22 protein-coding genes are annotated in these 22,959 nt (G+C 65.8%); 16 read left to right on the top strand and 6 right to left on the bottom strand.

Translation table 11 applies throughout. The annotated features are described in order from the left end of the window. Positions 1 to 3 precede the first annotated feature (3 nt). From QOU61_RS35305 to QOU61_RS35285, 5 genes are read right to left on the bottom strand one after another with little or no spacing between them, the layout of a single operon-like run. A complete protein-coding gene (locus QOU61_RS35305) occupies positions 4 to 900 on the bottom strand; it encodes an ABC transporter substrate-binding protein (protein ID WP_289655785.1) in 897 nt (298 codons plus the stop codon). A 10-nt stretch (positions 901 to 910) separates the two neighbouring features. After that, positions 911 to 1,429, bottom strand: coding sequence for a (2Fe-2S)-binding protein (locus QOU61_RS35300; RefSeq protein ID WP_289655784.1), 519 nt, complete (start codon positions 1,427 to 1,429; stop codon positions 911 to 913). After that, positions 1,422 to 2,297 (bottom strand): FAD binding domain-containing protein, encoded by an 876-nt coding sequence (locus QOU61_RS35295; protein ID WP_289655783.1) that lies wholly within the window; start codon positions 2,295 to 2,297, stop codon positions 1,422 to 1,424. Before QOU61_RS35295 ends, QOU61_RS35300 begins: the two co-directional genes overlap by 8 nt. Beyond that, a complete protein-coding gene (locus QOU61_RS35290) occupies positions 2,294 to 4,645 on the bottom strand; it encodes a xanthine dehydrogenase family protein molybdopterin-binding subunit (protein WP_289655782.1) in 2,352 nt (783 codons plus the stop codon). Before QOU61_RS35290 ends, QOU61_RS35295 begins: the two co-directional genes overlap by 4 nt. A 45-nt stretch (positions 4,646 to 4,690) precedes the next feature. Next, entirely contained in the window at positions 4,691 to 5,233 is a 543-nt protein-coding gene (locus tag QOU61_RS35285) for a winged helix DNA-binding protein (protein ID WP_289655781.1), read from the bottom strand. Positions 5,234 to 5,659: 426 nt separating this feature from the next. Between QOU61_RS35285 and QOU61_RS35280 the strand changes: the two genes are divergently transcribed. From QOU61_RS35280 to QOU61_RS35240, 9 genes are all read left to right on the top strand, one after another. After that, the gene (locus QOU61_RS35280; protein WP_289655780.1) at positions 5,660 to 6,478 is read left to right on the top strand and encodes an ABC transporter ATP-binding protein; all 819 of its coding nucleotides are present in this window, start codon (positions 5,660 to 5,662) and stop codon (positions 6,476 to 6,478) included. After that, positions 6,475 to 7,185, top strand: a complete 711-nt coding sequence (locus tag QOU61_RS35275; RefSeq protein ID WP_289655779.1) for an ABC transporter ATP-binding protein — start codon at positions 6,475 to 6,477, stop codon at positions 7,183 to 7,185. Before QOU61_RS35280 ends, QOU61_RS35275 begins: the two co-directional genes overlap by 4 nt. 17 nt (positions 7,186 to 7,202) lie before the next feature. Continuing rightward, the gene (locus QOU61_RS35270) at positions 7,203 to 8,078 is read left to right on the top strand and encodes a branched-chain amino acid ABC transporter permease (RefSeq protein WP_289655778.1); all 876 of its coding nucleotides are present in this window, start codon (positions 7,203 to 7,205) and stop codon (positions 8,076 to 8,078) included. Next, positions 8,075 to 9,079, top strand: a complete 1,005-nt coding sequence (locus QOU61_RS35265) for a branched-chain amino acid ABC transporter permease (protein WP_289655777.1) — start codon at positions 8,075 to 8,077, stop codon at positions 9,077 to 9,079. Before QOU61_RS35270 ends, QOU61_RS35265 begins: the two co-directional genes overlap by 4 nt. Continuing rightward, positions 9,069 to 10,286 carry an ABC transporter substrate-binding protein gene (locus tag QOU61_RS35260; protein WP_289655776.1) on the top strand — a complete coding sequence of 406 codons (1,218 nt, stop codon included), beginning with the start codon at positions 9,069 to 9,071 and terminating at the stop codon, positions 10,284 to 10,286. The genes QOU61_RS35265 and QOU61_RS35260 overlap by 11 nt, the downstream gene beginning before the upstream one ends. Positions 10,287 to 10,375: 89 nt before the next feature. Further along, positions 10,376 to 12,091 (top strand): FAD-dependent monooxygenase, encoded by a 1,716-nt coding sequence (locus tag QOU61_RS35255; RefSeq protein WP_289655775.1) that lies wholly within the window; start codon positions 10,376 to 10,378, stop codon positions 12,089 to 12,091. Beyond that, a complete protein-coding gene (locus tag QOU61_RS35250; protein ID WP_289655774.1) occupies positions 12,088 to 12,309 on the top strand; it encodes a hypothetical protein in 222 nt (73 codons plus the stop codon). Before QOU61_RS35255 ends, QOU61_RS35250 begins: the two co-directional genes overlap by 4 nt. After that, a complete protein-coding gene (locus tag QOU61_RS35245) occupies positions 12,299 to 13,417 on the top strand; it encodes an alpha/beta hydrolase family protein (RefSeq protein ID WP_289655773.1) in 1,119 nt (372 codons plus the stop codon). The genes QOU61_RS35250 and QOU61_RS35245 overlap by 11 nt, the downstream gene beginning before the upstream one ends. A gap of 39 nt (positions 13,418 to 13,456) precedes the next feature. Then, positions 13,457 to 13,996, top strand: coding sequence for a VOC family protein (locus tag QOU61_RS35240; RefSeq protein WP_289655772.1), 540 nt, complete (start codon positions 13,457 to 13,459; stop codon positions 13,994 to 13,996). Between the two features lie 124 nt (positions 13,997 to 14,120). Here the strand turns inward: QOU61_RS35240 and QOU61_RS35235 are convergent, their stop codons facing one another. Next, entirely contained in the window at positions 14,121 to 14,879 is a 759-nt protein-coding gene (locus tag QOU61_RS35235) for a GntR family transcriptional regulator (RefSeq protein ID WP_289655771.1), read from the bottom strand. Positions 14,880 to 15,163: 284 nt separating this feature from the next. On the opposite strand from QOU61_RS35235, the gene QOU61_RS35230 reads away from it, so the two are divergent. From QOU61_RS35230 to QOU61_RS35200, 7 genes are all read left to right on the top strand, one after another. Next, on the top strand, positions 15,164 to 16,225 hold the full coding sequence (locus tag QOU61_RS35230) for a phosphotransferase (protein ID WP_289655770.1): 1,062 nt from the start codon (positions 15,164 to 15,166) through the stop codon (positions 16,223 to 16,225). A 9-nt stretch (positions 16,226 to 16,234) separates the two neighbouring features. Next, complete coding sequence (locus QOU61_RS35225) at positions 16,235 to 17,578, top strand: aspartate aminotransferase family protein (RefSeq protein WP_502876857.1); 1,344 nt, start codon at positions 16,235 to 16,237, stop codon at positions 17,576 to 17,578. Positions 17,579 to 17,794: 216 nt separating this feature from the next. Beyond that, positions 17,795 to 18,580, top strand: coding sequence for an ABC transporter ATP-binding protein (locus tag QOU61_RS35220; protein WP_289655769.1), 786 nt, complete (start codon positions 17,795 to 17,797; stop codon positions 18,578 to 18,580). A 4-nt stretch (positions 18,581 to 18,584) separates the two neighbouring features. Next, positions 18,585 to 19,385, top strand: coding sequence for an ABC transporter permease (locus QOU61_RS35215; protein WP_289655768.1), 801 nt, complete (start codon positions 18,585 to 18,587; stop codon positions 19,383 to 19,385). A 35-nt stretch (positions 19,386 to 19,420) separates the two neighbouring features. Next, the gene (locus tag QOU61_RS35210) at positions 19,421 to 20,512 is read left to right on the top strand and encodes an ABC transporter substrate-binding protein (protein WP_289655767.1); all 1,092 of its coding nucleotides are present in this window, start codon (positions 19,421 to 19,423) and stop codon (positions 20,510 to 20,512) included. Between the two features lie 47 nt (positions 20,513 to 20,559). After that, a complete protein-coding gene (locus QOU61_RS35205) occupies positions 20,560 to 21,519 on the top strand; it encodes a D-2-hydroxyacid dehydrogenase (protein WP_289655766.1) in 960 nt (319 codons plus the stop codon). A 67-nt stretch (positions 21,520 to 21,586) separates the two neighbouring features. Beyond that, on the top strand, positions 21,587 to 22,945 hold the full coding sequence (locus tag QOU61_RS35200; protein ID WP_289655765.1) for an amidohydrolase family protein: 1,359 nt from the start codon (positions 21,587 to 21,589) through the stop codon (positions 22,943 to 22,945). The last annotated feature ends 14 nt before the right edge of the window (positions 22,946 to 22,959 follow it).

The raw sequence follows: 22,959 nt of genomic DNA, 5'->3' as shown, positions 1-22,959 counted from the left end.
GCGTCAGGCCACGATCTGCCGGCGCGAAGCGTCGGCCTTCAGGATGCCGAGCCCTTTCGCGAACCGGTTCAAGCCGGCGATAGCCGCTTCCGAAATCGTCGTATCGTAATAGGGGAGGTCGCGTTTGATCAGCTCGACGATCAGCTCGGCTTCCTCGGGTGGAAACAGCTTTCGGCCTACCTTGGCCGCGAGCGCAACATCCTGCTTCAGCGCGGCATGGGTCTGCGCGATGGCGCGCACCGCGGCGGCCGCGCGTTCCGGCGTCTCCTGGACCAGCCGATCGGTCGCGGCAAGCGAAGCGAAGGTGTAGTCGAAGCAGGATTTGGGACCATCGCCGCGCCGGACGTCGAGCACGAGCGTGCCAACCCCGCGCCGGATCGCGACTTCGGCCCCCATGCCATTGGCCCAGAAGCCGTCGATCCTGCGATCTTCCAGCGCCCTTGCCGCCGACAGGCCGAAATTGACGCCGATGCCGGGTGTGAGCGGAACGGGTGCGATCGCGATCTTGTCGCGCTCGAGGTCGTATCCGGCGTCACGCAGCAGCGCGCGCAGCCCCATGTCGACCCACGGTGCGGCGCCGATGCGGCGCCCCCTGATGACGTCGAGATCACCGCGCCTGGCGCCGAAATCGGCATGCATGACCAGGAACCAGTACATGCCCTGCGCCTGCGCGCAGAGCAGCTTCACGCCCTGCCATTCGGGGAAGGCGGCGAGTGCCGGATGGGCCGCGCCTGCGACGAAATCGATGCTGCCGTCGCGCAGTTGCGCGTAAGCCTTGTCGACCGGGAAGACGACCTCGAGGCTGATTTCGAGGCCTTCCTTGGCGAAGAAGCCGAGCTCGATTGCAGCGAGCGCAGGGAAATAGGAGTTGGAGATCAGGTCCGGAATCGCAAGTTTCATTCGCGTGCCTCTAGCGGCGCTTCGCCACGGTCGGTTCGATCTGTGCTTCGGCGGATGGATTGAGGACGGCGAGGGCGGCATCGACCATGCCCTGATATCCCGTGCAGCGGCAGAGATTGCCGGCGAGCGCATGGCGGACGCCGGTTTCGTCGATGGAGCGACCGGCGAGCTCCCGCTGCAATTCGATCAGCGTCATCACGACGCCCGGCGTGCAATAACCGCACTGCAGCCCATGGTGCTTGGCGAGCGCAGACTGGATCGGGTGAAGCGCGCCGTCGGGCGCGGCGACGCCTTCAATGGTCTCGATCGTGCATCCATCGGCCTGAGCGGCAAGCAGCAGGCAGGAGCGCACGGTCGCGCCGTCAAGCAGCACGGTGCAGGCGCCGCAGACCCCGTGCTCGCAGCCGATATGGGTTCCGGTGAGCTTAAGCTGGTGGCGCAGGACGTCGGCCAGGTGGACGCGCGGCTCGACCGAGACGTCATGCGCGGTGCCGTTGACGACGATGCGGATTGCGCGCTGTTCAGACATGCCGGTCGTCTCCCGCGCGGGCCAATGCGCGCTGCAAGGCTCGCTCGGTCAGGACACCAGCCAGATGCTGCTTGTAGTCCTCGGGGGCGTAGATATCGCCTTCGGCCGGCAGCGTTGCCGCCGCCGCGGCCGCTGCGGCAATTGCGCCGGCGTCGGGGGAGTGCCCGATGAGCGCAGTCTCCGCGGCTTCGGCCCTCAAGGGCGCTTCGACCAGTCCGCCGACGGCGATCGCCGCGCGGGCGACGCGGCCTGCGGAATCCAGCGCGACGAGCACTGCGACCGAGACGATCGCAAAACTTTCGCCGCGTCGGGTGACTTCCTCGAACGCGCTGCCATGCCGCTCCGGCCAGACCGGAAAATCGATCCGCACCAGCGCTTCGTCGGGTTCGACTTGCGTCGTTAGGTAGCCGGTCGATAGATCGGCGAAGGCGATGCTGCGCTCGCCGCGCGCGCTCTCGATCACCAGTGTGGCATCGGCTGCGAGCGCCACCACCGGAATCTCGGCGGTCGGATCCATATGCGCGATGGTGCCGCCGATGGTGCCGCGGTTGCGGGTCTGCTGAAAGCCGACATGGCGCATCGCTTCACCCAGCAGTGGAAGATGGCGGGCGACGACAGGCGAGCGTTCCACGGCACGCTGCCGGGTCATGGCGCCGATGCGCAAGATACCGTTCGAAAGCTCGATGCCGTCGAGGCCCGCCACCGCATTCAGGTCGATCAGGTGATCGGGCGCCGCGATGCGCAGGTTGAGCATCGGCATCAGCGACTGGCCGCCAGCCAGTACGCGCGCGTTGTCGAGACTGCCGAGCAGGTCAAACAGCTCGGTGCGGGACGTCGGCCGGTGATAGGTGAAAGGAGCGGGTTTCATGCCGGCTCCGTCGCGGCCTCAGGCCGCAGCAGCCGGTGCAGGCGCGCCGGCGTGATCGGGAGCTGGCAGATTCGCACGTTGGTATCGCGCAGCGCGTCCTCGACGGCGGACGCGACGACCGCGAGTGCCGCGATGGTGCCGCTCTCGCCGGCGCCTTTCAGGCCGAGCGGATTGAGCGGGCTCGGGGATTCCATGTGATGCACCTCGATCCGCGGCGCGACATCGGCCGTGCACATCAGGTAGTCGGCCCAGGTGCCGGTGTGAGGCTGTCCGTCCTCGCCATAGATCATCCGCTCATAGAGCGCGCTTCCGACGCCGTGGATCACGCCGCCGATCACCTGGCCGTCCACCATCATGGGATTGACGAGCCGGCCGCAGTCGTGAACCACGACGTAGCGCGTGATCTGCACCGTCGCGGTTGCGGCGTCGACCTCGACTTCGGCGACATGGGTGCCGTTGCAATAGGTCAGCCCGGCCGGCTGGAAATCGAAGGCCGCGGCGAGGCCCGGCGTCAGTCCTGGCGGCAATGCAAAGCCCGGCATGCCCTCGAGCGCACTCGCGACCTGCGCGAAGCTGCGCCCGACCTCGCGCACGCCCTTCAGGTAGACGCGTCCGTCCTCGAGTTCGAGATCGTCCGGCGAGGCTTCCAGCGCGTGCGAGGCGACGGTGAGGATCTTCTTGCGCACCTCGATCGCCGCACCGTGCGCCGCATTGCCTGCCGTCACCGCCTGGCGGCTGGCGAAGGCGCCGAGGCCGAGCGCACTGGCGGCGGTGTCGCCGGCAATCACGGTGATCGCATCCGGCCGCACGCCGAGCACGTCGGCCACGATCTGCGCCAGCATGGTGACGGTGCCCTGGCCCTGCGCCGCAGCACCGGTGCTGACGACGATCTTGCCCGACGGGCCGATGCGCACGGCCGCGCTCTCGAACGGGCCGCGGCCCGATCCCTCGACATAGTTGGCAAGTCCGATGCCGAGGCATCGTCCCCTGCGCCGCGCGGCCTGCCGCCGCGCCTCGAAGTCGGACCATCCGGCAATTTCGAGCGCCCGCCGCTGGCATTCGACGTAGTCGCCGCTGTCATAGACCATGGCGCTGCCGTCGCGCGTGGTGAGCGGCGTCCGATACGGCATCTGTTCCGGCTGGATCAGGTTGCGCCGGCGGATCTCGGCGCGGTCGACGCCAAGCTGCGCGGCAAGCCGGTCGAGCAGACGCTCCATGACGAATGTGCCCTGCGGGCGGCCCGCGCCGCGCGTCGGCGTCGCCGGAACGAGGTTGGTCAGGCAGAGCGAGATGTCGAGGCGATAGGCCGGCAGGACGTAGGGTCCGAGCAAATTGGTCGCGGAATTGAAGGGCAGGGCGATCCCGTAGGGCGTATAGGCGCCATGGTCGTGGATCAGCCGGCCGCGGATGCCGAGCAGCTTGCCATCCGCGTCGGCGGCGAGCTCGACGTCCCAATATTGATCGCGCTCCTGGACCGTCGCGGTGAAGTTTTCGAGGCGATCCTCGATCCACTTGACCGGCGCGCGCAGCACGAGGGCGGCTGCCGCGACGGCAAGCTCCTCGGCGTGAAACACGAATTTCGGACCAAAGCCGCCGCCGACGTCGGGGGCGATGACGCGCACTTGCGTCTCGTCGAGGCCGAGGGAAGCGACCAGCACCCGCTTGGCCTGATGTGGCATCTGAGTGCTGTCCCAGACCGTGAGCAGCCCGTCCTCGAAGCGCGCGACGAGCCCGCGCGGTTCGATCGAGTGACCGCCGCCTTTCTGCAGATGGAATTGTTCGCGAATGAGATGGGCGGCCCGCGCAAAGGCGCCCTCCACGTCGCCGTAATGCGCCTTGGTCTGCGCCACCAGATTATCGGTGCAGTCGAGCCGCGCGTGCGGTGCGTCCGGCTCCAACCCGCTGCGGGGATCGACCACGGCGGGAAGGGATTCCACGTCGAGCTCGATCAGGGCGACCGCGTCCTCGGCGATGTGGCGCGTCTCGGCGACCACGAGCGCGATCGGCTCGCCGACATGGCACACCTCCTGATGCGCCAGCACAAACGGGTCGACATCGAAGCGGATCGCCGCCGACGGGGTTGCGAGCGGAATGCGGTCCGACGTCAGGAGCGGACGAAGATCGGCATAGGTGAGAACGCGGTGCACACCGGCGAGACTCCGCGCCGCGGACGTGTCGATCGATCGGATTCTGCCGTGCGCGACCGGGCTGCGCAGGAACGCGCCATGCAGCATTCCGGGCAAATGGATGTCGTCGGTGAAACGACCCTGGCCGCGCAACAGCGCCGCGTCTTCAAGTCGCGAGACCGCGCGACCAATATAGCGAGCAGTCTCCTCCGCAGCCTTCATCAACGCCCTCAGCCCCGCGACGCGACTTTCACCGCGCCTCCTCGATCACACCGTAGCGGCGGATCGCGCCGCCTGATTGTAATAGCCGGATACCGCGCGCAGCATTTCGCCAAGACCCGACAGCGCTTCCTCCGACGGGCCCGACGTGCGCAGCGGCTTGACCAGCAACTGTTCGCGCACCGCCGCATAGCGTGCACAGACCTCGGCGCCGCGTGGGGTCACCGAGACCAGCTTCTCCTTGCCCTGGCGCTGCGTGCTCACGAGGCCCTGGGCCTCCAGCTTGCGCAGCGCATAGGTGACGAGGTGGACTTCTTCGATGTCGAGGATGAGGGAGATGTCGGCGAATTTCTTCGAGCGGTCGCGATGCCTGACAATGTGGAGGATCAGGACCTCGAGGCGCGACAGGTTCGGCACGCCGGAGGCGGCCATGCAGCGGACGATCCAGCGGTCGAAGGCGTGGACAGCAAGGATCAGGCCGAACTCGACCTCCGACAGGGCCGGTGATCCGCCCTCGGCGAGATGTGCGGAGGAGACGATCGGGTGCAGCGTGTCGTGCAGAGCGACGTTTTGGTCTTTTGGCTTTGTCATGGGCCCTCCCTGTTAGACTGTCATTTTATTGATAATTTATCAAGCTCATGCCGATAAAGTGGTGAGCGTACTATAGCACGCGGCCGAGTCAGGCAGCCCTTCAGGCTGCAGAAGGCCAGCAACGAATCCACGACGTTTTGCACGCGTAACGCCATCCGACTTGGCCCGGAACGTATTCCGGGCTGATTTTCCGGCGCGCGGGAGAGGCGCGCCCTGCTGCCGCATCCGCGACGCGGCGCTTGATAATGACAAAATGAAGATATATTATCGTTATGATGTCTATGAAATAACGAAAGACGTCATGGCGGGGCGGGGAATTTCTTCAAGCGAAACGGTTCGGGAGCGATGTGCCGCCGGTCTTTCTCCGGCGTCGGACGGCTCATTCCGGCTGCCCTCGGTGCCGCCTCGGCCGAGCGGGACTGCGGCATGAAGTCCGCCCCGCGCCTGATCCATTCTTCCAACAATGCGGCCGGCGCGGCGAAGGCGTTGCTCGAGGTCAGCGAAGTCAGCGTCAGCTTTGGCGGCATCGCCGCGCTGCGCGGCGTCTCCTTCGTGGTGCGCGCCCAGGAAATCTGCGGTCTGATTGGCCCGAACGGCGCCGGCAAGACCACACTATTTAATTGTGTCAACGGGCTCATCCCGGTCGATGGCGGCGACATCCGCGTTGACGGCCGTTCGCTCGGCGAGATTCCGCCGCGCGAGGTGGTCTATCTCGGCGTCAGCCGCACGTTCCAGAATGTCGGCCTGTATGGCGATCTGTCGGTGCTGCAGAACGTCCAGCTCGGCGGACACTCGATGTCCTCGGCCGGCTTCCTCGCCACCTCGCTCCGGCTCGCCTCGGCCCGCAAGGAGGAAGCGCGGCTCCGCGCCGAGGCGCTCGCCCGCCTTGCCGAAGTCGGTCTCGCGCATCTTGCCGACGTGCAGGCCTCCAGCCTGCCCTACGGCTCGCTCAAGCGGGTCGAGATCGCGCGTGCGCTGATGTCCTCGCCGAAGCTTCTGATGCTCGACGAGCCGGCCGGCGGCCTCAGCCATGGCGAAGTCGACGAGCTCGGCGAAATGCTGCGTCGTTTGCGCGCCGAGCGCGGCCTGACGATCCTGCTGGTCGAGCATCACATGCGCATGGTGATGGATCTGTGCACCCATGTCGTGGTCATGAGCCAGGGCGCGGTGCTGGCGGACGGAACGCCGCAGGAGGTCCAGAAGAACGAAGAGGTTGCCGCGGTGTATTTCGGGAGCGCGGCATGAGCCTGTTGCACGTCGAGCATCTGGTTGCGGGCTACGGCCCCATCACCGTGCTCCGGGAGGTTCACCTCGACGTCACCGCAGGCGAGGCTTGTGTCATTCTCGGCGTCAACGGCGCCGGCAAGACCACGACGCTGCGGGCGATCTCGGGGCTGATCTGGCGGCGCGGCGTCATCCGGTTCGACGGCGTCGACATTTCGAACTGGTCGGCCGAGCGGATCGCGCGGGCCGGCATTGGTCACGTTCCGCAGGGGCGCGGCACCTTCAACGATCTCACCGTCATGGACAACCTCGCCGTGGGCGCCGCGCGCCGCGGCGACAAGCGCGCGGTGCAGTCCGATCTGGACATGGTGTTCGACCTGTTCCCGCGACTGAAGGAGCGCGGAACGCAATTTGCCGGCAGCCTGTCCGGCGGCGAACAGCAGATGCTCGCGATAGGTCGCGCGCTGATGGCGGCGCCGCGGTTGTTGCTGCTGGACGAGCCGTCGCTCGGGCTCTCGCCGCGCCTCACCGAGGAGATCTTCGTCGCGCTCAACCGTCTTCGCGTCGAGCGCGCCCTGACGATGCTCGTCGTCGAGCAGAATGCCGCGCTGTCGCTGCGGATCGCGCAGAAGGCCTACGTTCTCGAAACCGGATCGATCGCGTTCGAGGGCGACGCGTCCGCCGTCGTCAACGACGAGCAGGTCCGCCACGTCTATCTCGGCATCTGAGGGGTTGGGCAGGAGACGTGATCTCATTCTTGCAGCAAGTCATCGACGGCCTGGAAAGCGGCGCGGTCTATGCCGCGCTGGCGCTCGCGCTGGTGCTGGTCCACCGATCGACCGGCTTGATCAACTTCGCGCAGGGCGAGATCGCGATGTTCTCGACCTATGTCACGTTCACCGCGCTTTCCGCCGGGCTTCCGCTTGTGGTCGCGATCGTGCTCGGGATGGCCTTTTCGCTCGCCGGCGGAATGCTGATCGAGCGCGCGCTGTTCCGCGCGCCGGCGAGCCGGCAGCCGCTGACAGCAGTCGTGATCATGCTCGGCCTCTTCATCGGCATCAACACCGCCGCCGGACTGATCTGGTCCTATCAGGTGCAGCGTATGCCGGCGCTGTTTCCGGAAGGCCTGTTCCGGGTCGCGGGCAGCGTATTCAGCTACCAGATGATCGGCACGCTTGCCGTGCTGCTCCTGATCTGCCTCGCCCTTCATCTCCTGTTCGCGCACACCAAGATCGGCCTGATGATGCGGGCGGCGGTCTCCAACGGTGAGTCCTGCCGCATCCTCGGCATCAATCCCGGCACCATGCTCGGTCTCGGCTGGGGCCTGGCGGCCGCACTCGGGTGCCTGGCGGGCGTGCTGGTGACGCCGCGCCTCTTCCTCGATCCCAATGTGATGCAGGGCATCATCATCTTCGCGATCGCCGCGGCGACCGTCGGCGGGCTCGACAGTGCGCTCGGCGCCGTCGTCGCAGGGCTCGGCATCGGCGTTCTGGAAAACCTTGCCGGCAGCTATCTCGTCGGCTCGGACCTGCGGGTCTGCGTGCCGCTGGTGCTGATCATCGCCATCCTGACGTTGCGGCCCGAGGGCCTGTTCGGACGGAAATGGAGGGTGCGCGTATGAGCGGGCGGCCCATATCCGGCGAGTGGATCGGCAGCGCGGCGGCACTTGCCGCTGCGATCGCCGCGCCCTTCGTGCTGAGCTCGTTTGCGACCTTCCAGCTCGCGACGACATTCTCCTATGCGCCCGCGGTGCTCGGGCTCGTGATCATCACGGGCCTCGCCGGCCAGGTCGCGCTCGGCAACGGCGCATTCTTCGCGCTCGGCGCCTATACGACGGCGGTCCTGGTCAAGACCTACGGCTTTCCCTACTGGGCGACCTTTCCGATCGCCGCCGTGCTCTCGCTCCTGACCGGCCTTCTGATCGGCATTCCGAGCCTGCGGTTGCGCGGACATTTCCTTGCCGCGCTGACGCTGACGATCGCGGTGGCCGCGCCGCAGGTCATCAAGCATTTCGCGTGGCTCACCAACGGCGTCCGCGGCATCAACGTGATCCTGCCCGACCCGCCGGAATGGCTCGGCATCGACGCCACCCAGCGCGCCTATTATGTCGCCTTGTTCGTCACGACGGTCACGTTCGCAACCACCTTTGCGCTGCGCAACAGCCGGATCGGACGGGCGCTGCGCGCGATCCAGGAAAACGAGCTGGTTGCGACCTCGCTCGGCATCAACGTCGCCCGCCTCAAGGTCGCCGCCTTCGGCTACAGCACGCTGCTCGCCGGGCTCGGCGGAAGCTGCTTCACCGTGACAGTCGGTTACGTCGCGCCGGAGAATTTCACGATCGGTCTCGCGGCGCTGCTGATCATCGGGCTCGTGATCGGCGGCAAGACCTCGGAGTGGGGCGCGGTGATCGGCAGCCTGTTCATCGTCGTGCTGCCGATCTACGCCGGCCGCATCGATCCGGCGCTGTCGGGGCTTTGCTTCGCGGTCGCCGTCGTTCTCACCATTCTCTTGCTCCCGGGCGGGCTGGTCAGCCTGCCAGGACAGCTTGCGCGGGGCGTTCGTTGGCTGCCGCGATCCCTTTCTTCCCTTCGTTCACGCAGGAAACTGGAAAATGCGTCATAGATCGTGCCTTGCGGCCGCCATCGGCCTGTCCCTCTCGCTGCTCGGTTCATCGGCATGGGCGCAGCGCTCGCCCGGCATCACCGACGACACGGTTTCCGTCGGCACCATCGCGCCGCTGTCAGGCCCGACCGCGCCGCTTTCGATCTACAACCGCCAGATCGACGCCTACTTCAAATACGTCAACGAGCAGGGCGGCGTGAAGATGGCCGACGGCAAGACGCGCAAGATCGCGCTTCGCCTGATCGATGCGGCCGGCCAGCCGTCGCGCGCGGTCTCGGCGGCGCGCGAGCTCGTCGAGCAGGATCAGGTGTTCGCCATTCTCGGCGTGTTCGGCACCAACGAGAACCAGGCGATCGTCGACTATCTGAACGCCAAGAAGGTACCACACCTCTATCTGCTCAGCGCGGCCACCGCCTGGGGCGCCGATCCCAAGGGGCGGCCGTGGACGATCGGCTTTCCCCCGGTGCCGGCCACCCAGACCGCGATCTTCGGCGCGTACCTGAAGCAGGTGAAGCCCGACGCCAAGGTCGCGGTTCTCCATGCCAACGACGAATACGGCAAGGACGGCCTCGAAGGCATCAAGCACGCGCTCGCTGGCAGCAATGCCAAGGTCGTCGCATCCGAAAGCTATGAATATACCGACACCACGGTCGACTCCCAGATCGTGAAGCTCGCCGGCAGCGGCGCCGACGTGTTCCTGAATTTTGCGGTCGGCCGGCCGGCGGCGCAGGCGCTGCAGAAGGCGTCCGAAGTCGGCTGGTCGCCGCTGCGCTTCGTCGAAACGTCGACGGCGTCCTCGGGCCTGCTGAAGCGGCTTCCGTCCGCCATGATCGAGGGCGTGGTCAGCGCCGCCTATCTGAAGGACCCGGCGTCGGACCGCTTCAAGGATGATGAGGGCGTCAAGACCTACAAGGCCGCGATGGACAAGTTCTTCGGCGCAGGTTTCGACCCGACCGCGCAGCCGATGGGCGTCGCGCTCGCGGAGGCCTTCGTGAAGAATTTGCGCGAGCTCAAGACCGGGCAGCGGTCGGAGCTGATGGAGATCGTGCGCAAGGTCGACAAGCAGGAAAACGCCTTCCTGCTGCCCGGCGTCACCTTCAACAACGCCTCGACGAACGGCTTCCCGATCACCCAGATGCAGATCGTCGTGGTCCATGACGGGCTTCTGGTGCCGACCGGAGATATCATGACCGGCTCGCCGCATTGAGGCGGGCACGGGCCATCACCTGTTGACGTCCTCCGCGAGCCTGGCTGGCAGAGGACGTTGCGCAGACTGGAAGAGCAGTAGGGATTGCCGTGGAAGCGACCTTTTCAGAGTACTTTCCATATGAACATCACACCGCGCGCCTGCCCGAGCTGAACGGCGGACAGGAACGCGCGCGGCACAAGGTGGTGATCGCCGGCGGCGGCCCGACCGGGCTGGCCGTGGCGTTGGGCCTGGCGAATTACGGCATTCCCAGCGTCGTGCTGGAGGCCGACGAAACGATCTGCACCGGCAGCCGTGCCGGCGCCTTCACCCGACGCACCATGGAAATATTCGACCGGCTCGGCGTCGCCGAGGCCGTGCTGGATACCAGCCTGCGCTGGAACGAGGGCTGGACATTTCTCGGCCTGACCGAGATCGCGCGGCTGTCGCTGCCGACCGACGAGACGCAGAAATTTCCGGCCTCGATCAGCCAGCTGCAGAACTACATCGAGCACTGCATGGTCAAGCAGGCCGAGCGCAGGGCCGATCTGATCGATATCCGCTGGCAAACGCGCGTGAAGCAGGTCACCCACTCCGAGCGCGGCGCGCATCTGGCGGTGGAGACGCCCACGGGCTCCTACGAGCTCGATACCGACTGGCTGATCGCCTGCGACGGCGGCCAGAGCACGGTGCGCAGGGAGCTCGGCCTGCGGATGCAGGGGCGCCGCCATGTCGGCCGCTATGTCATCATCGACATTCGCGTCGACAATGACGCCATCCGGGCCGGACGCCACTGCTGGTTCAATCCGCCGTCGCTGCCGGGCGGCACGCTGCTGATGTACAAGCAGCCGCGCGGCATGATCCGCTTCGATTACCAGATCCGCGAGGAAGAGGAGGAATGGGCCTCGAAGCCCGATGAGGTGCTCAAACGCGTGCAGAAGCACCTCGACATGATCGGGATCGATCGGCCCTGGGAGCCGGTCTGGATCAGCCTGTACCGGGCTAGCGCGATGACGCTCGACAAGTATCGCCACGGGCGCGTGCTGTTCCTCGGCGATGCGGCGCATCTGGTGCCGATCTTCGGCGTGCGCGGCATGAATTCCGCGGTCGAGGATGCGCACAATCTGGCGTGGAAGCTTGCCTTCACCATCAAGGGCCTGGTCTCCGACGACCTGCTCGACGGCTTCTCGGCCGAGCGGCGCTTCGCCGCGCTCGAGAACATGCGCTATGCCTCGCAGGGCGCCGAGTTCATGTCGCCGCCGACGGCGCCGCACAAGGTCGTTCGCGACGCCGTGCTGTCGCTGGCCAAGGATACGCCGGCGCTGCGCGAGCTCGTGATTCCGCGCCAGCACGCCGCCATCCCCTTGAGCGAATCCCCGCTCTCGGTGCCCGACGAGCCGGGAGCGTTTGCCGCGGGGCCCGCGCCGGGCGCGGTCCTGCCGGAATGTCCCTTGCGCATTCACCGCGGTAACGAGGTGTCGAGCGGTCATCTGACCGATCTGCTCGGCCCGTACTTCACCGCGCTTTATTTCAGCGAGGCCGGCGAAATGCCCGAGGCGCTCGGCGAGGCCTGCGAACGCTTCGCGCGAGCCTTGCCATTTGCGCTGCGGGTGCTGTCGCGCGGCGGCGCCGCGCGGGGAAGCGTCAGCGCGGAAGACGACGCCGGGCGCCTGTTCCCGCTGTACGGCGCGCAAGCCGGCACGCTCTATCTGGTCAGGCCCGACGGCCATGTGATGGCGCGCTGGAAGCAGGCCGAGCCGCGTCACCTCGACGCTGCGCTCGGACGTTTGCCCGTTCGGCGTGACAAGGAGGCGCTTTCGGCATGACGCGCGACGATCTGGAGCAGCTCTATGGGACGCTGTGCGCTCGCCTGACCGAGGCGGGTGAGGAGAACACCAACATCGTGCTGGCGCGCCTCGCCATGCTGCTGTTGCAGCAGGCGGGCGATGTCGCCAGCGCAACGGCTTTGATCGAGAAGGCGGCCGAGGGCTATCGGCCAGCGGCGGCCGCCGCAACAACCCCGGAGTTTTGGCATGACGTCTGAACTGGTCAGCATTAGCGTCCGTCAGGGGGCGATGCAGGAGAGTCAATCCGGCCTGCAGATGATGAACCCGCGGATCTGGGGCGTGTTCAGGCGACCGCCCGGCGCGCGCTGCGCCGCGATCGTCATCCATCCGACGTCGAATTTTCATGCTCACTATCTGCTGGAGCCGCTGGCCCAGCGCGGCATCGCAACGCTCGGCCTCAACACGCGCTATGCCGGCAATGACACGGTCCTGATCCTCGAACGCGCGATCCAGGATCTCGGCGCCGGCGTCAAATGGCTGCACGGCCAGGGTATCGAGCGCGTGCTCCTGATCGGCAATTCCGGCGGCGGCGCGCTGGTCAGCTTCTACCAGGCGCAGGCCGAGAAGCCCGACATCACCGCGACGCCCGCCGGCGACCCGATCGAGCAACTGCCCGAGGACATGCCGCCGGCGAACGGCATCGCGCTGAGCGCGGCGCATCTCGGCCGGTCCCGCATCATGGAGACCTGGATCGACCCTGCCGTGATCGACGAGGCTGACCTGCTGTCGAGCGACCCCTCGCTCGACATGTTCAATCCCGACAACGGCCCGCCCTATTCGGCGGCCTTCATGACAAGATACCGCGCGGCGCAGAAGCAACGGCTCGCGCGCATCACGGCGTGGGCCGATGCCAGGCTGCGCCAGCTCCGCGCGCTTCCCGAGGGGCCGCGCGACATGGCTTTCATCATCAATCGCACGCTGGCCGATCCGCGCAGCCTCGATCCGTCGCTCGATCCGAACGACCGCGTGCCGCGGACGACGATCTGGGGTGCGCCGCGGCAACTGAACTATGCCGCCAACAGCATGGGACGCTACACGTCCCTGACCGGCTTCTTCAGCCAGTGGTCACCGCGCAGCCGCGGCGACGGGCCGAACAATCTGGCGCGAACCAGCGTACCGGTGCTCCTGTTCGAACATACGGCGGATGCCTCGACCTTCCCGAGCGACAACGACACCTGGGCCGCGGCCGCCAAGGATCGCGTCCAGCGCCATCGGCTGGTCGGCGCCGATCACTACCTCGCCGGCCGGCCCGATCTGGTCGCCGAGACGGCGGACCGGCTGGCCAGCTTTGCCGAGCGCCTGTGAGGACCGCTTGAACACCGACCCGCAACCGAGGAGAGACGCATGACCATCGCGATCCAGAAGCTCAACCACTTCGCCTATCGATGCCGCGATGCCGAGGAGACCCGGCACTTCTACGAAGACATCCTCGGTCTTCCGCTCGCCCATATCGTTCGCGAGGACCATGTGCCGTCGACCGGCGAGTACAATCCGTTCTGCCATCTGTTCTTCAAGATGAACGATGGCTCGTACGTCGCCTTCTTCGACCTCGGCGACGACGTGGCGCCCGCGCCGTCGGCCAATACGCCGGCCTGGGTCAACCATCTGGCGCTCGAGGTCGCCAGCAAGGAAGAGCTTGTTTCCTACAAGAAGCGCCTCGAGGCCGCCGGCATCCAGGTGCTTGGGATCACCGACCACCACATCATGAACTCGATCTACTTCTTCGATCCCAATGGCCTGCGCGTCGAGCTGACCTGCCGGACCGTAGACGAGGCCTACATGGCCGAGGCCGCGAAGTCCGCGCATGCGCACCTCAACGACTGGACCGAGAAGAAGCGCAGCCGTCTCGCCGCGAAGGCAGCCGCGAAGCCGGCTACGAACTAGGCCGCGAGCCACGCCCAGTGGAGGTCAGCGGCCATCGCCCGCCGACTTCCACCGTCTTTCTGCACGGGTGATTTCCGCGCCGCCCCTAAATCGGGACCGGTCGCGCAGGCGCCTTTCGCCCACGTCATTTCGGACGGCGCGCGTTCTTGTCCTTTTTCGCGGTCGCCGTCTTTTTTGCCGGTGCCGCCGGGGCCTTTGCCGCTTCCGCGCGTGCTTCCAGCCGCTCGATGTGCTCCGACAGCTTCCTGCCTTCGGTCAGATTGTGCTGCTCGGAGAGGTGGCCGCTCGCTTCGACATCGCCGGACAGGATGGAGTCCACGATCGGCCGGTGCTGGTCGATGATGGCGGAGATTTCCGTGATCAGCGCGTCGCTGGAGCGGATGTACATCCTGATCTGCTGCTCGATCAGCGCATATTGCGACGCAAGCCGCGTGTGGTCCGCCATCTGGATGATGGTCTTGTGCAGGGCGAAGTCGGCTTCCGCGACCCGCGCGGGGATTCCACGCTTGCATTCCTTGACGAGTCCCTCGAACGCCCAGTTCAGCCGCGAGGATTTTGCCGAGTTGATCGAGGTGGCGACGAGCTGCGCGGCAAGCCGTTCGACCGCCGAGCGCAGCGTATAGAGCTCCCATACATCGCGGGCGGACAGCGACAGCACCGTCCAGCCGGTATAGGGAACGAGGTTCAGCAGCCCTTCCTTGGCGAGCTGGTGCAGGGCGGTGCGGATCGTGGCACGCGAGAGGTTGAGCTGCTGGGAGAGCTGGATCTCGGTGATGCGGGCGCCCGCGGGAATTGTCCCGTTGACGATGGAGTCGCGCAGCGTGTCGGTCGCTTGCGCTTCCACCGGCATTTTGACGACCGGCGGGATTGTCAGTCGGGCCATCTCCGTCTCCTGCTCTCCGCAACGCCTGCCGTTTTCGCCCAAGTCTGTCGCCCAAGCCCGTCGCCCAAGCCGGGCCGCAAAAGCCGTCCGTAGATGGTCGACTACCACGAGGCTTCGGGCGCGGCGCCGGCCAGTCCATCGCCAAACAGCCCCGCCGCGACAATATCCACGGGTTTTCACGCCTGGGGTGCGCGGGCGGCTCGGGTTCGTTTGCCACTGATAGCATCTTGCAGAATTGTCGACAATCGTCCATACAGCGTGACGCCAGTGGACGGACAGTTTTGATGAACGAGACCGCCAATTCCTTCGTCACCCATGGATCCTTGTCGGCCTCGTCGGCGCGCATGGCGAGCCAGGAGGCGCTGACGCTTGCGAAAACCCATTTCGACATCGAAGGCAGGGTGCAGCGGCTTGAAACGGAGAAGGATGATACGTTCCGGCTGACCTCGCGGGACGGCCGCAACTACATCCTGAAGATCGCCAATCCGGCGGAAGATCCGGGCGAGATCGCATTCCAGATCGACCTGCTTCGCCATATCACGGCGGCGAACCCGGCCTTGCCGGTGCCGCGAGTCGTTCCGAACCGCGCCGGCCGGCCGCAATTCGCCTATACCGACGCCGCCGGGCAGAAGCGCGAGGTGCATCTTCTCACCTATCTCGAAGGCGTGCCGCTGAGCGAGGTCGGTTCGAACCCGCAAGAGCGCGAAAAAATCGGCGACGTGCTGGCCCGGCTGCGGCTGGCCATGGCCGGCTACGCGCACCCGGCCGATAGCCGCGAGATCGCCTGGGACGTCAAGCACCTCTTGAAGCTTTCGCCCTTGCTCGGCGAGATCGCGGATCCATCGAGGCGGCGTCTGCTCGAGTCCGGGCTGGAGCGCTTCGCCTCGATCGCCGACCGGCTCGCGCAGTGCCGCACGCAGGTGCTGCACAACGACTTCAGCAAGTCGAATATCGTCGTCGACAAGACGGCGGCGCATTTCGTGACCGGGATCATCGATTTTGGCGACGCGGTGCGCACTGCTGTCGTGATCGACGTTTCGACCGCGCTGCTCAACCAGCTGCCGTCGCAGCCGACTGAAGCGCTGTTCGCGCAGGCTTACGATCTGCTGCGTGGCTATCTGCGGGTCGCCGATCTCACGGATGAGGAGCTTCGCCTGCTTCCGCACCTCGTCATGGGGCGAGCCGTGGCGCGTGCGCTGCTCACGACCTGGCGCGGCCGCCTTTTCCCGGACAATGCGCGCTACATCCTGCGCAATACCGACCAGGGCTGGCACCAGCTGGCGTGGTTCATGGCGCGCCCGATGGCCGATATCTCGGACGACTTTCTGCTCACCGCACGCCGATAAGGACAGAAGATGACTGACCAAGGCACCAAATCCCGCGGCAAGATGGTCAATGCATTCGACCCCTCGACGCTCGCGAGCCTGGGCGAGACCGAGCGCGGCCTGATCGACCGGCGCAACCGCCTGCTCGGACCCGCTTACCGGCTGTTCTACAAGAACCCGGTCGAGGTATCGAACGCCAAGGGCGTGCATCTCTACGATCGCGCGGGCAACGAATATCTCGATGCCTACAACAACGTGGTGTCGGTCGGACACTGTCACCCGCGCGTCGTCGAGGCCGTTTCCAGGCAGCTTGCGACGCTCTGTACCCATACGCGCTACCTGCAGGAAGGCATCCTCAACTATGCGGAAGACCTGCTGGGCACGTTCAAGGGCGATGTCGGGCATGCGATGTTCACCTGCACGGGGTCGGAAGCCAACGACCTCGCGATGCGCATTGCCAAACATCACACCGGCAACAAGGGCATCATCATCACGTCGGAAGCCTATCACGGCAACTCCGAGCTGACCGCCGGCTTCTCGCCCTCGCTGGGGCGCAATTCGCCGCTCGGCCAATGGGTGCGGCAGGTTCCGGCGCCGGATTCCTACCGCGTCGACAAGGCGGCGCTGGCGCGCGCCTTCGTCGAGAACGTCCAGGCCGAGATCGACGACCTCGAGCGGCACGGCGAAGGCGTCGCCGCCTTCATCGCGGACTCGCTGTTCTCGTCTGATGGAATCTTTGCCGATCCGACCGATTTCCTGGCGCCGGTCGCCGAAGCGGTGCGCAAAGCGGGCGGCATTTTCGTCGCCGACGAGGTGCAGTCCGGCTTTGGGCGTTCCGGCGATCGCTTCTGGGGCTATCAGCGCCATGGCGTCGTTCCCGATATCGTCACCATGGGAAAGCCGATGGGGAACGGCTTTCCGGTCGCCGGCATCGCGGTGGCGCCCGCCGTCATTGCGAAGTTCGGCCACGACACGCGCTACTTCAACACGTTCGGCGGCAACACCGTCGCGATGGCCGCGGCGCAGGCGACACTCGACGTCATCCGCGACGAGGGACTGCAGGAAAACGCGAAGCGCGTCGGCAAGGTGATCCGCGACGGCTTCTCCGAGCTCGCCAAGCGCCATGAGCGCATCGGTGACGTGCGTGGCGCCGGCCTTTATATCGGCGTCGAGATGGTCAGCGACCGCAAGTCGAAGACCCCGGACGCGGTGCTCGCATCCGCCATTGTCAACGGCCTGCGCGAGCGGCGTGTGCTCATTTCCGCCACCGGCTTCCACGCCAACGTCCTCAAGATCAGACCGCCGCTGGTGTTTTCCGAAAGCCACGCGGCGCGGCTGTTGGAGGAGACGAAGGCAGTGCTTGCGAAAACGTGAGACGCGTCGGTGCTTCGCGATCGGCGCGGACAACCGCTGGCCGATGGGTCGTCGGGAAGTGCCGGTTTGGTTGCGCCGATAATGTCGACATTCGGTCGTGCAGGCGCGGCCCGTAGACCAAAAGTCGGGCAATTCAGCCCAATTATTATTGTCGACAATCGCCCATTTTGTTCTATGAATAAGCGGCGGTTGTCTTAGCCACGGGATTTGTGCGGCGTGCCTCAGATCGAACTCGTCAATGTCGAAAAGCGCTTCGCCTCGGGCGGCGGCTCGATGCTGGCGCTGTCGGGCGTCAATCTAGCGATCGAACGCGGCAGCTTCGTCTCGCTGTGCGGTCCGAGCGGCTGCGGCAAAAGCACGCTGCTCAGCATGGTGCTGGGCCTGCAGGCGCCGACCGCGGGCGAGGTCCGTGTCGAGGGCCAGGCGGTCGCTGCCCCCAGCATGAAAATCGGCACGGTATTCCAGGATGCGAGCCTGATGCCGTGGCGCACCGTCGTCTCCAACATCCTCTACCCGATCGAATTGCGGAAGCTGCGGGAAAAGCCGTTCCGCGAGCGGGCGATGGAATTGCTCGATCTGACGGGCTTGCGCAAATTCGCCGACCACTATCCGGCGCAGCTTTCCGGCGGCATGCGGCAACGGGTCGCGATCTGCCGCGCCCTGATCAGCGACCCCGACATCCTGCTGATGGACGAGCCGTTCAGCGCGCTCGATGCGCTCACGCGCGAGGAGATCAGCGTCGAGCTGCAGAGCATCTGGAGCAAGCACGGCAAGACCGTGCTGTTCGTGACCCACAGCATCCGCGAGGCGGTGTTCCTCTCCGATCGGGTGGTCGTGATGGGGCTGGCGCCGGGGCGGATCGTCGAGGAGTTCGCGATCGATCTGGAGCGTCCCCGGACCTTCGCGATCGAAACCCACCCGCATTTCAACGAGCTGATCCACCAGATCCGCGAATCGATTTCGCGGGGCAGGGTGCCAGCACAAGCCTTTGCGGCCGGATGAACCGATGGATGGCTTGAAGAATCCCGCGCTCGATGCGCCCGCTGGTTCCGCACTGTGGCGCGGCTTTGTCGCCTCGCCGCTGTGGCCGGCAACGGTGTTTGCCGCGCTGCTGGTGGCCTGGGAGGTCTATGTCCGCGTCTCCGGCGTCCTGCCGATCATCCTGCCGGCGCCGTCCGATGTCGCCGTGTACATGTGGCAGCAGCGGGTGCAGCTCCTGGAGAACGCCTGGCCCACGCTTTACCAGTGCCTGCTCGGCTTCGCGTTCGCGGTCGTCGGCGGCATCCTGATCGCGGTGCTGCTCACGCAGTCGGTGACGATCAAGCGCGGCTTCTATCCGCTGGTGGTCGGCATCGCCCTGATTCCGAAAATTTCGGTCGCGCCGCTGTTCACGCTGTGGTTCGGCGCCGGCGCGGTCTCCCGCGTCTCGCTGGTGTTCTTCGTCGCGTTCTTCCCGATGGTCGTGAGCCCGGCCTCCGGCCTGACCAGCGTCGATCCGGCGCTGCTGAGGATGGCGCGCGCCTTCGGGGCGACGCCGCGGCAGATTTTCTGGTCGCTGCGCGTCCCCACCGCGCTGCCCTATGTGGTCGATGGCATGAAGGTCGCGATGTCGCTTGCCGTGATCGGCATCATCGTCGCCGAGTTCGTCACCTCCGACCAGGGCCTGGGCTATCTGATCGTCTTCGCCACCGGCCTTTTGAACACCGTCATGATGTTGTCCGCGATCGTCACGCTCAGCGTGATCGGGCTCGCGCTTTACTTTGCGATCGAATTGCTCGGCAAGGCGATCGTCTACTGGGAGAGATAGGCTGTTTCGATCATCTGGAGGGGGAGTACGGAACCATGGCTGATCTTCTTAATCGACGGGCATTTAACAAGGCGCTGGCGGGTGTCGCGGCGGCAGCGGCGCTGCCGTCCTTCAGCGTCGTTTCCTACGGCCAGAACCAGCCGACCAAGGTGCAGCTCACGCTGCCCTGGCTGCCGATCGGGTCCTATGCCGCGTTCATCGTGGCGCGCGATCTCGGCTACTGGAAGTCGCGCGGCCTCGATGTCGAGGTGGCGCGCGGCTACGGATCGGCGGACGCCAGCAAGAAGGTCGGTCTCGGCCAGTTCAACTACGGCGACGCCAGCTTCTCGGTGATGCTGCAGACCGTGGCGCAGGGCATGGACCTGGTCGGTCTCGGCCTGCATATGCAGATCTCGCCGCTCGCGGTGTTCACGCTGAAGAAGAGCGGCATCAAGAGCCCGAAGGATCTCGAGGGCAAGACGATCGGCGCAACGCCGACGACCGGCGACTATCATCTGTTTCCGGCGTTTGCGAAGGCCGCGGGCGTCGACCGCTCCAAGGTCACGTTCCGCTTCCTCGACGGCAATGTCAGGGCGCAATCGCTGCTCGACGGCCGGGTCGATGCGCTCACCGGCTATTACAGCACGGACGCCGCACCCTTGTGGACCGGCGGGGGCGAGATCGACATCATGCTGTACCACAGCTACGGCGTGCGGATTTACGACACCGGCCTGCTCGCGCTGCGTCCGCAGATCGAAACGTTCCCCGAGGTCACCAAGGCGATCGTCGAAGGGGCGATGGAAGGGCTCAAGTTCACCTATCTCAAGCCCGAGGAGACGCTCGACCTCCACATCAAGGCGGTGAAGGAATTCCAGGGCTCCGAACGCAGCCGCGAGACGCTCAAGCATCAGATCGCCATCAACACCGCGCTCGGCTTGCATCCCGGGCCGAAGAAGAATGGTCTCGGCTGGTTCGTCCCCGAGGAGGTGAAGTCGAGCGTCGAGGTCGCCAAGACCTATCTCGAGCTGAAAAACGACATCAATCCGGAGAAAGTCTACACCAACAAATATCTCGGCTCGGTGCGGCTCACCGACGACGAGTGGGCCGGCGTCGAGAAGGGCGTCAAGTCCTATGTGCTGTGGTCTTGAAGGGGGCCGCCCGGGCCCTCGCGTGACAACATAGTGGAGGACGTGTGGTGACGGTATCGCAGTCGATCCTCGTCTATTCGAAGTATCAGCACGATCTGCCGAAGTTCGAGAAGGTTCTGTCGAAGGCCTTGCCCGACGTCGAGATCAACTATGCCGATACGCCGGAGCGCGCGGAGCGACATTTTCCCCACACCACCATCCTCTATGGCTGGGGCTTCACCGCCGCGTGGCTGCGCCAGATGCCGCAGCTCCGCTGGGTCCAGAAGATGGGTGCAGGCGTCGACGACATCGTCGGCAGCTGGCCCGCCGACCGCGACATCGTGCTCACGCGCACCGACGGCCGCCTGATCGCGACCCGCATGGCCGAATATGTGCTGGCCATGATCCTCGACCACAACCTTCGGCTCGACTACGCACGCGACCTGCAGCAGAAGCGGTCGTGGGCATATTTCGAGCCCGGCAAGCTGGCCCAGCTTACGGTCGGCATTGCGGGGCTGGGCGAGATCGGCTCCGAAGTCGCGAAGCTGCTCCGCCCGCACAAATGCCGGCTCATCGGCTGGCGCCGCTCGGAGGCGAAGGCTGATTTCGTCGACAAGGTCTTTGTCGGGGACGGGCAGCTCCGCGACTTCGTTGCCGGATGCGATGTCGTGGTCCTGGTGCTGCCGATGACCGCGGGCACGCGGCGGAAATTCAATCGCGATGTCTTTGCCTCGTTCAAGCCGAACGCGCATCTCATCAACGTCGGCCGCGGCGGCGTCATCGACGAGGACGATCTGCTCGCCGCCTTCGACCAGGGCCGGCTGGCGCGCGCGAGCCTCGACGTGTTTGGCGAGGAGCCCTTGCCCGCCGCGCATCCGTTCTGGACCCATCCGCGCGTGGTGATGACGCCACACATCTGCGGCCCCCTGATACCGGAAGACGTGGCGCCGCATTTCGTGGCGAACGTGAAGGCATACATGGCGGGCCAGCCGCTGACCAATCGCGTCGACGTCGGCAGGCAGTACTGAACTCTCCGATAGAGCAAGACCCGTTGCAAGAACCAGGCGCGAAGCGCTGCATGATGGAGGAAAGGCCTTGAGCGTTACCTTGATTGAAAACGGTTATCTCTTGCCGATGCATTCGCGGCAGATCATCGCCGACGGCGCCATCGCGTTCGAGAATTCCCGCATCATCTATGCCGGCCCCGCCTCCGGCTTCGACCGCGCGAAGCACCGGCCCGGCAAGGTGATCAATGCGAAGGGCAAGGCGATCCTGCCGGGCCTCGTCAACACCCATATCCATCTGGTCGGCGCCTACATGAAGGGCCTCACCGAGGACGTCGCGGGATCGGGCGACACCGCGGGCCTCTACAAGCGCGGCTTTCCGGTGGTCTGCTCGCTCGCGGATGGCGATTATTATTGCGGCTGCATGACCCATGCGCTCGAAATGGTCATGAGCGGCACGACGACCTTCAACAGCACCTGGATGAACGAGCGGTTCGCCGCGCCCGTGGTGCGCGATCTCGGCGCGCGCGCGGTGCTGAGCGAGTGGATCGTCGGGACCGACCTGCTCAAGCTCTCGGCGAAGAACATGGAGCGGCCGTGGGATCAGGCCATGGTCGAGAAGGGATTGGACAACGCGCAGGACCTGTTCGAGTCCTGGCACGGCAAGGCCAACGGCAGGATCACGACGCGCATTTCGCCCGGCGGCCCGGGCTATCTGTCCGACAAGGGCATCGTGCAGGCGCGTGATCTCGCGCAGAAGCACGGTGTCGGCATCAACATCCACATCGCCGAGGTTCCCGGCGAGACCGAATTCGTCACCAAGCGCTACGGCAAGCGGCCGATGGAGCTCGGCCGCGATCTCGGCATCCTGACGCCGCAGACCGTCTGCTTCCATTGCGTTTACCTGAATGACTCCGACATCGACATCATGGCGGAAACCCGCGCGAACCTGTCGCACACGGCGTTCCACACGCCGAAGCGCGGCTACTTCCCGCCGATGGAAAAGGTCTACAAGAAGGACGTCAGCGTCTCCCTGGGGACCGACTGGTGCTCGAACGACCTCTGGAAGTTCATGCGCTCGGCCATCCTGTTTCCGCGCGTCAAGACCGGCGACGTCGGCATGATGGACGGCTACGACGCACTGCGCCTGGCGACCGTCGGCGGCGCCAGGGCGCTTGGCATGGACAAGGACATCGGCACGCTCGAGGTCGGCAAGAAGGCCGACGTCATCCTGCTCGACCTCTCGCCGCCCTGGTATCGCCCGATCCGCGAGAAGGATCTGTTCTCCAACATCGTCTACAATTCCAACGGCAGCGACGTGACCGACGTCTTTGTCGACGGCGAGCAGGTCGTCGCGGGCAAGCTGGTCAAGACCGTCAATGCCGAGGAGATCATGCGCGAGTGCCAGGAGCGCGCCGATCGGATCTGGGCCAAGACGTTGCCGGACTAGTGGGGAGAGTGGGT

It is taken from the genome of Bradyrhizobium sp. NP1 (genome assembly GCF_030378205.1).
In the GTDB taxonomy this organism is placed as follows: domain Bacteria; phylum Pseudomonadota; class Alphaproteobacteria; order Rhizobiales; family Xanthobacteraceae; genus Bradyrhizobium.
The sequence above is the reverse complement of the archived record's forward strand: the minus strand, read 5'-3'. Positions and strand labels throughout refer to the sequence as shown.

What these genes read in the sequence shown, in the direction of transcription:
- QOU61_RS35305 (WP_289655785.1), bottom strand. Translation starts at nt 900, where the DNA reads ATGAAACTTGCGATTCCGGACCTGATCTCCAACTCCTATTTCCCTGCG.
- QOU61_RS35300 (WP_289655784.1), bottom strand. Translation starts at nt 1,429, where the DNA reads ATGTCTGAACAGCGCGCAATCCGCATCGTCGTCAACGGCACCGCGCAT.
- QOU61_RS35295 (WP_289655783.1), bottom strand. Translation starts at nt 2,297, where the DNA reads ATGAAACCCGCTCCTTTCACCTATCACCGGCCGACGTCCCGCACCGAG.
- QOU61_RS35290 (WP_289655782.1), bottom strand. Translation starts at nt 4,645, where the DNA reads ATGAAGGCTGCGGAGGAGACTGCTCGCTATATTGGTCGCGCGGTCTCG.
- QOU61_RS35285 (WP_289655781.1), bottom strand. Translation starts at nt 5,233, where the DNA reads ATGACAAAGCCAAAAGACCAAAACGTCGCTCTGCACGACACGCTGCAC.
- QOU61_RS35280 (WP_289655780.1), top strand. Translation starts at nt 5,660, where the DNA reads ATGAAGTCCGCCCCGCGCCTGATCCATTCTTCCAACAATGCGGCCGGC.
- QOU61_RS35275 (WP_289655779.1), top strand. Translation starts at nt 6,475, where the DNA reads ATGAGCCTGTTGCACGTCGAGCATCTGGTTGCGGGCTACGGCCCCATC.
- QOU61_RS35265 (WP_289655777.1), top strand. Translation starts at nt 8,075, where the DNA reads ATGAGCGGGCGGCCCATATCCGGCGAGTGGATCGGCAGCGCGGCGGCA.
- QOU61_RS35260 (WP_289655776.1), top strand. Translation starts at nt 9,069, where the DNA reads ATGCGTCATAGATCGTGCCTTGCGGCCGCCATCGGCCTGTCCCTCTCG.
- QOU61_RS35250 (WP_289655774.1), top strand. Translation starts at nt 12,088, where the DNA reads ATGACGCGCGACGATCTGGAGCAGCTCTATGGGACGCTGTGCGCTCGC.
- QOU61_RS35245 (WP_289655773.1), top strand. Translation starts at nt 12,299, where the DNA reads ATGACGTCTGAACTGGTCAGCATTAGCGTCCGTCAGGGGGCGATGCAG.
- QOU61_RS35240 (WP_289655772.1), top strand. Translation starts at nt 13,457, where the DNA reads ATGACCATCGCGATCCAGAAGCTCAACCACTTCGCCTATCGATGCCGC.
- QOU61_RS35235 (WP_289655771.1), bottom strand. Translation starts at nt 14,879, where the DNA reads ATGGCCCGACTGACAATCCCGCCGGTCGTCAAAATGCCGGTGGAAGCG.
- QOU61_RS35230 (WP_289655770.1), top strand. Translation starts at nt 15,164, where the DNA reads ATGAACGAGACCGCCAATTCCTTCGTCACCCATGGATCCTTGTCGGCC.
- QOU61_RS35225 (WP_502876857.1), top strand. Translation starts at nt 16,235, where the DNA reads ATGACTGACCAAGGCACCAAATCCCGCGGCAAGATGGTCAATGCATTC.
- QOU61_RS35215 (WP_289655768.1), top strand. Translation starts at nt 18,585, where the DNA reads ATGGATGGCTTGAAGAATCCCGCGCTCGATGCGCCCGCTGGTTCCGCA.
- QOU61_RS35210 (WP_289655767.1), top strand. Translation starts at nt 19,421, where the DNA reads ATGGCTGATCTTCTTAATCGACGGGCATTTAACAAGGCGCTGGCGGGT.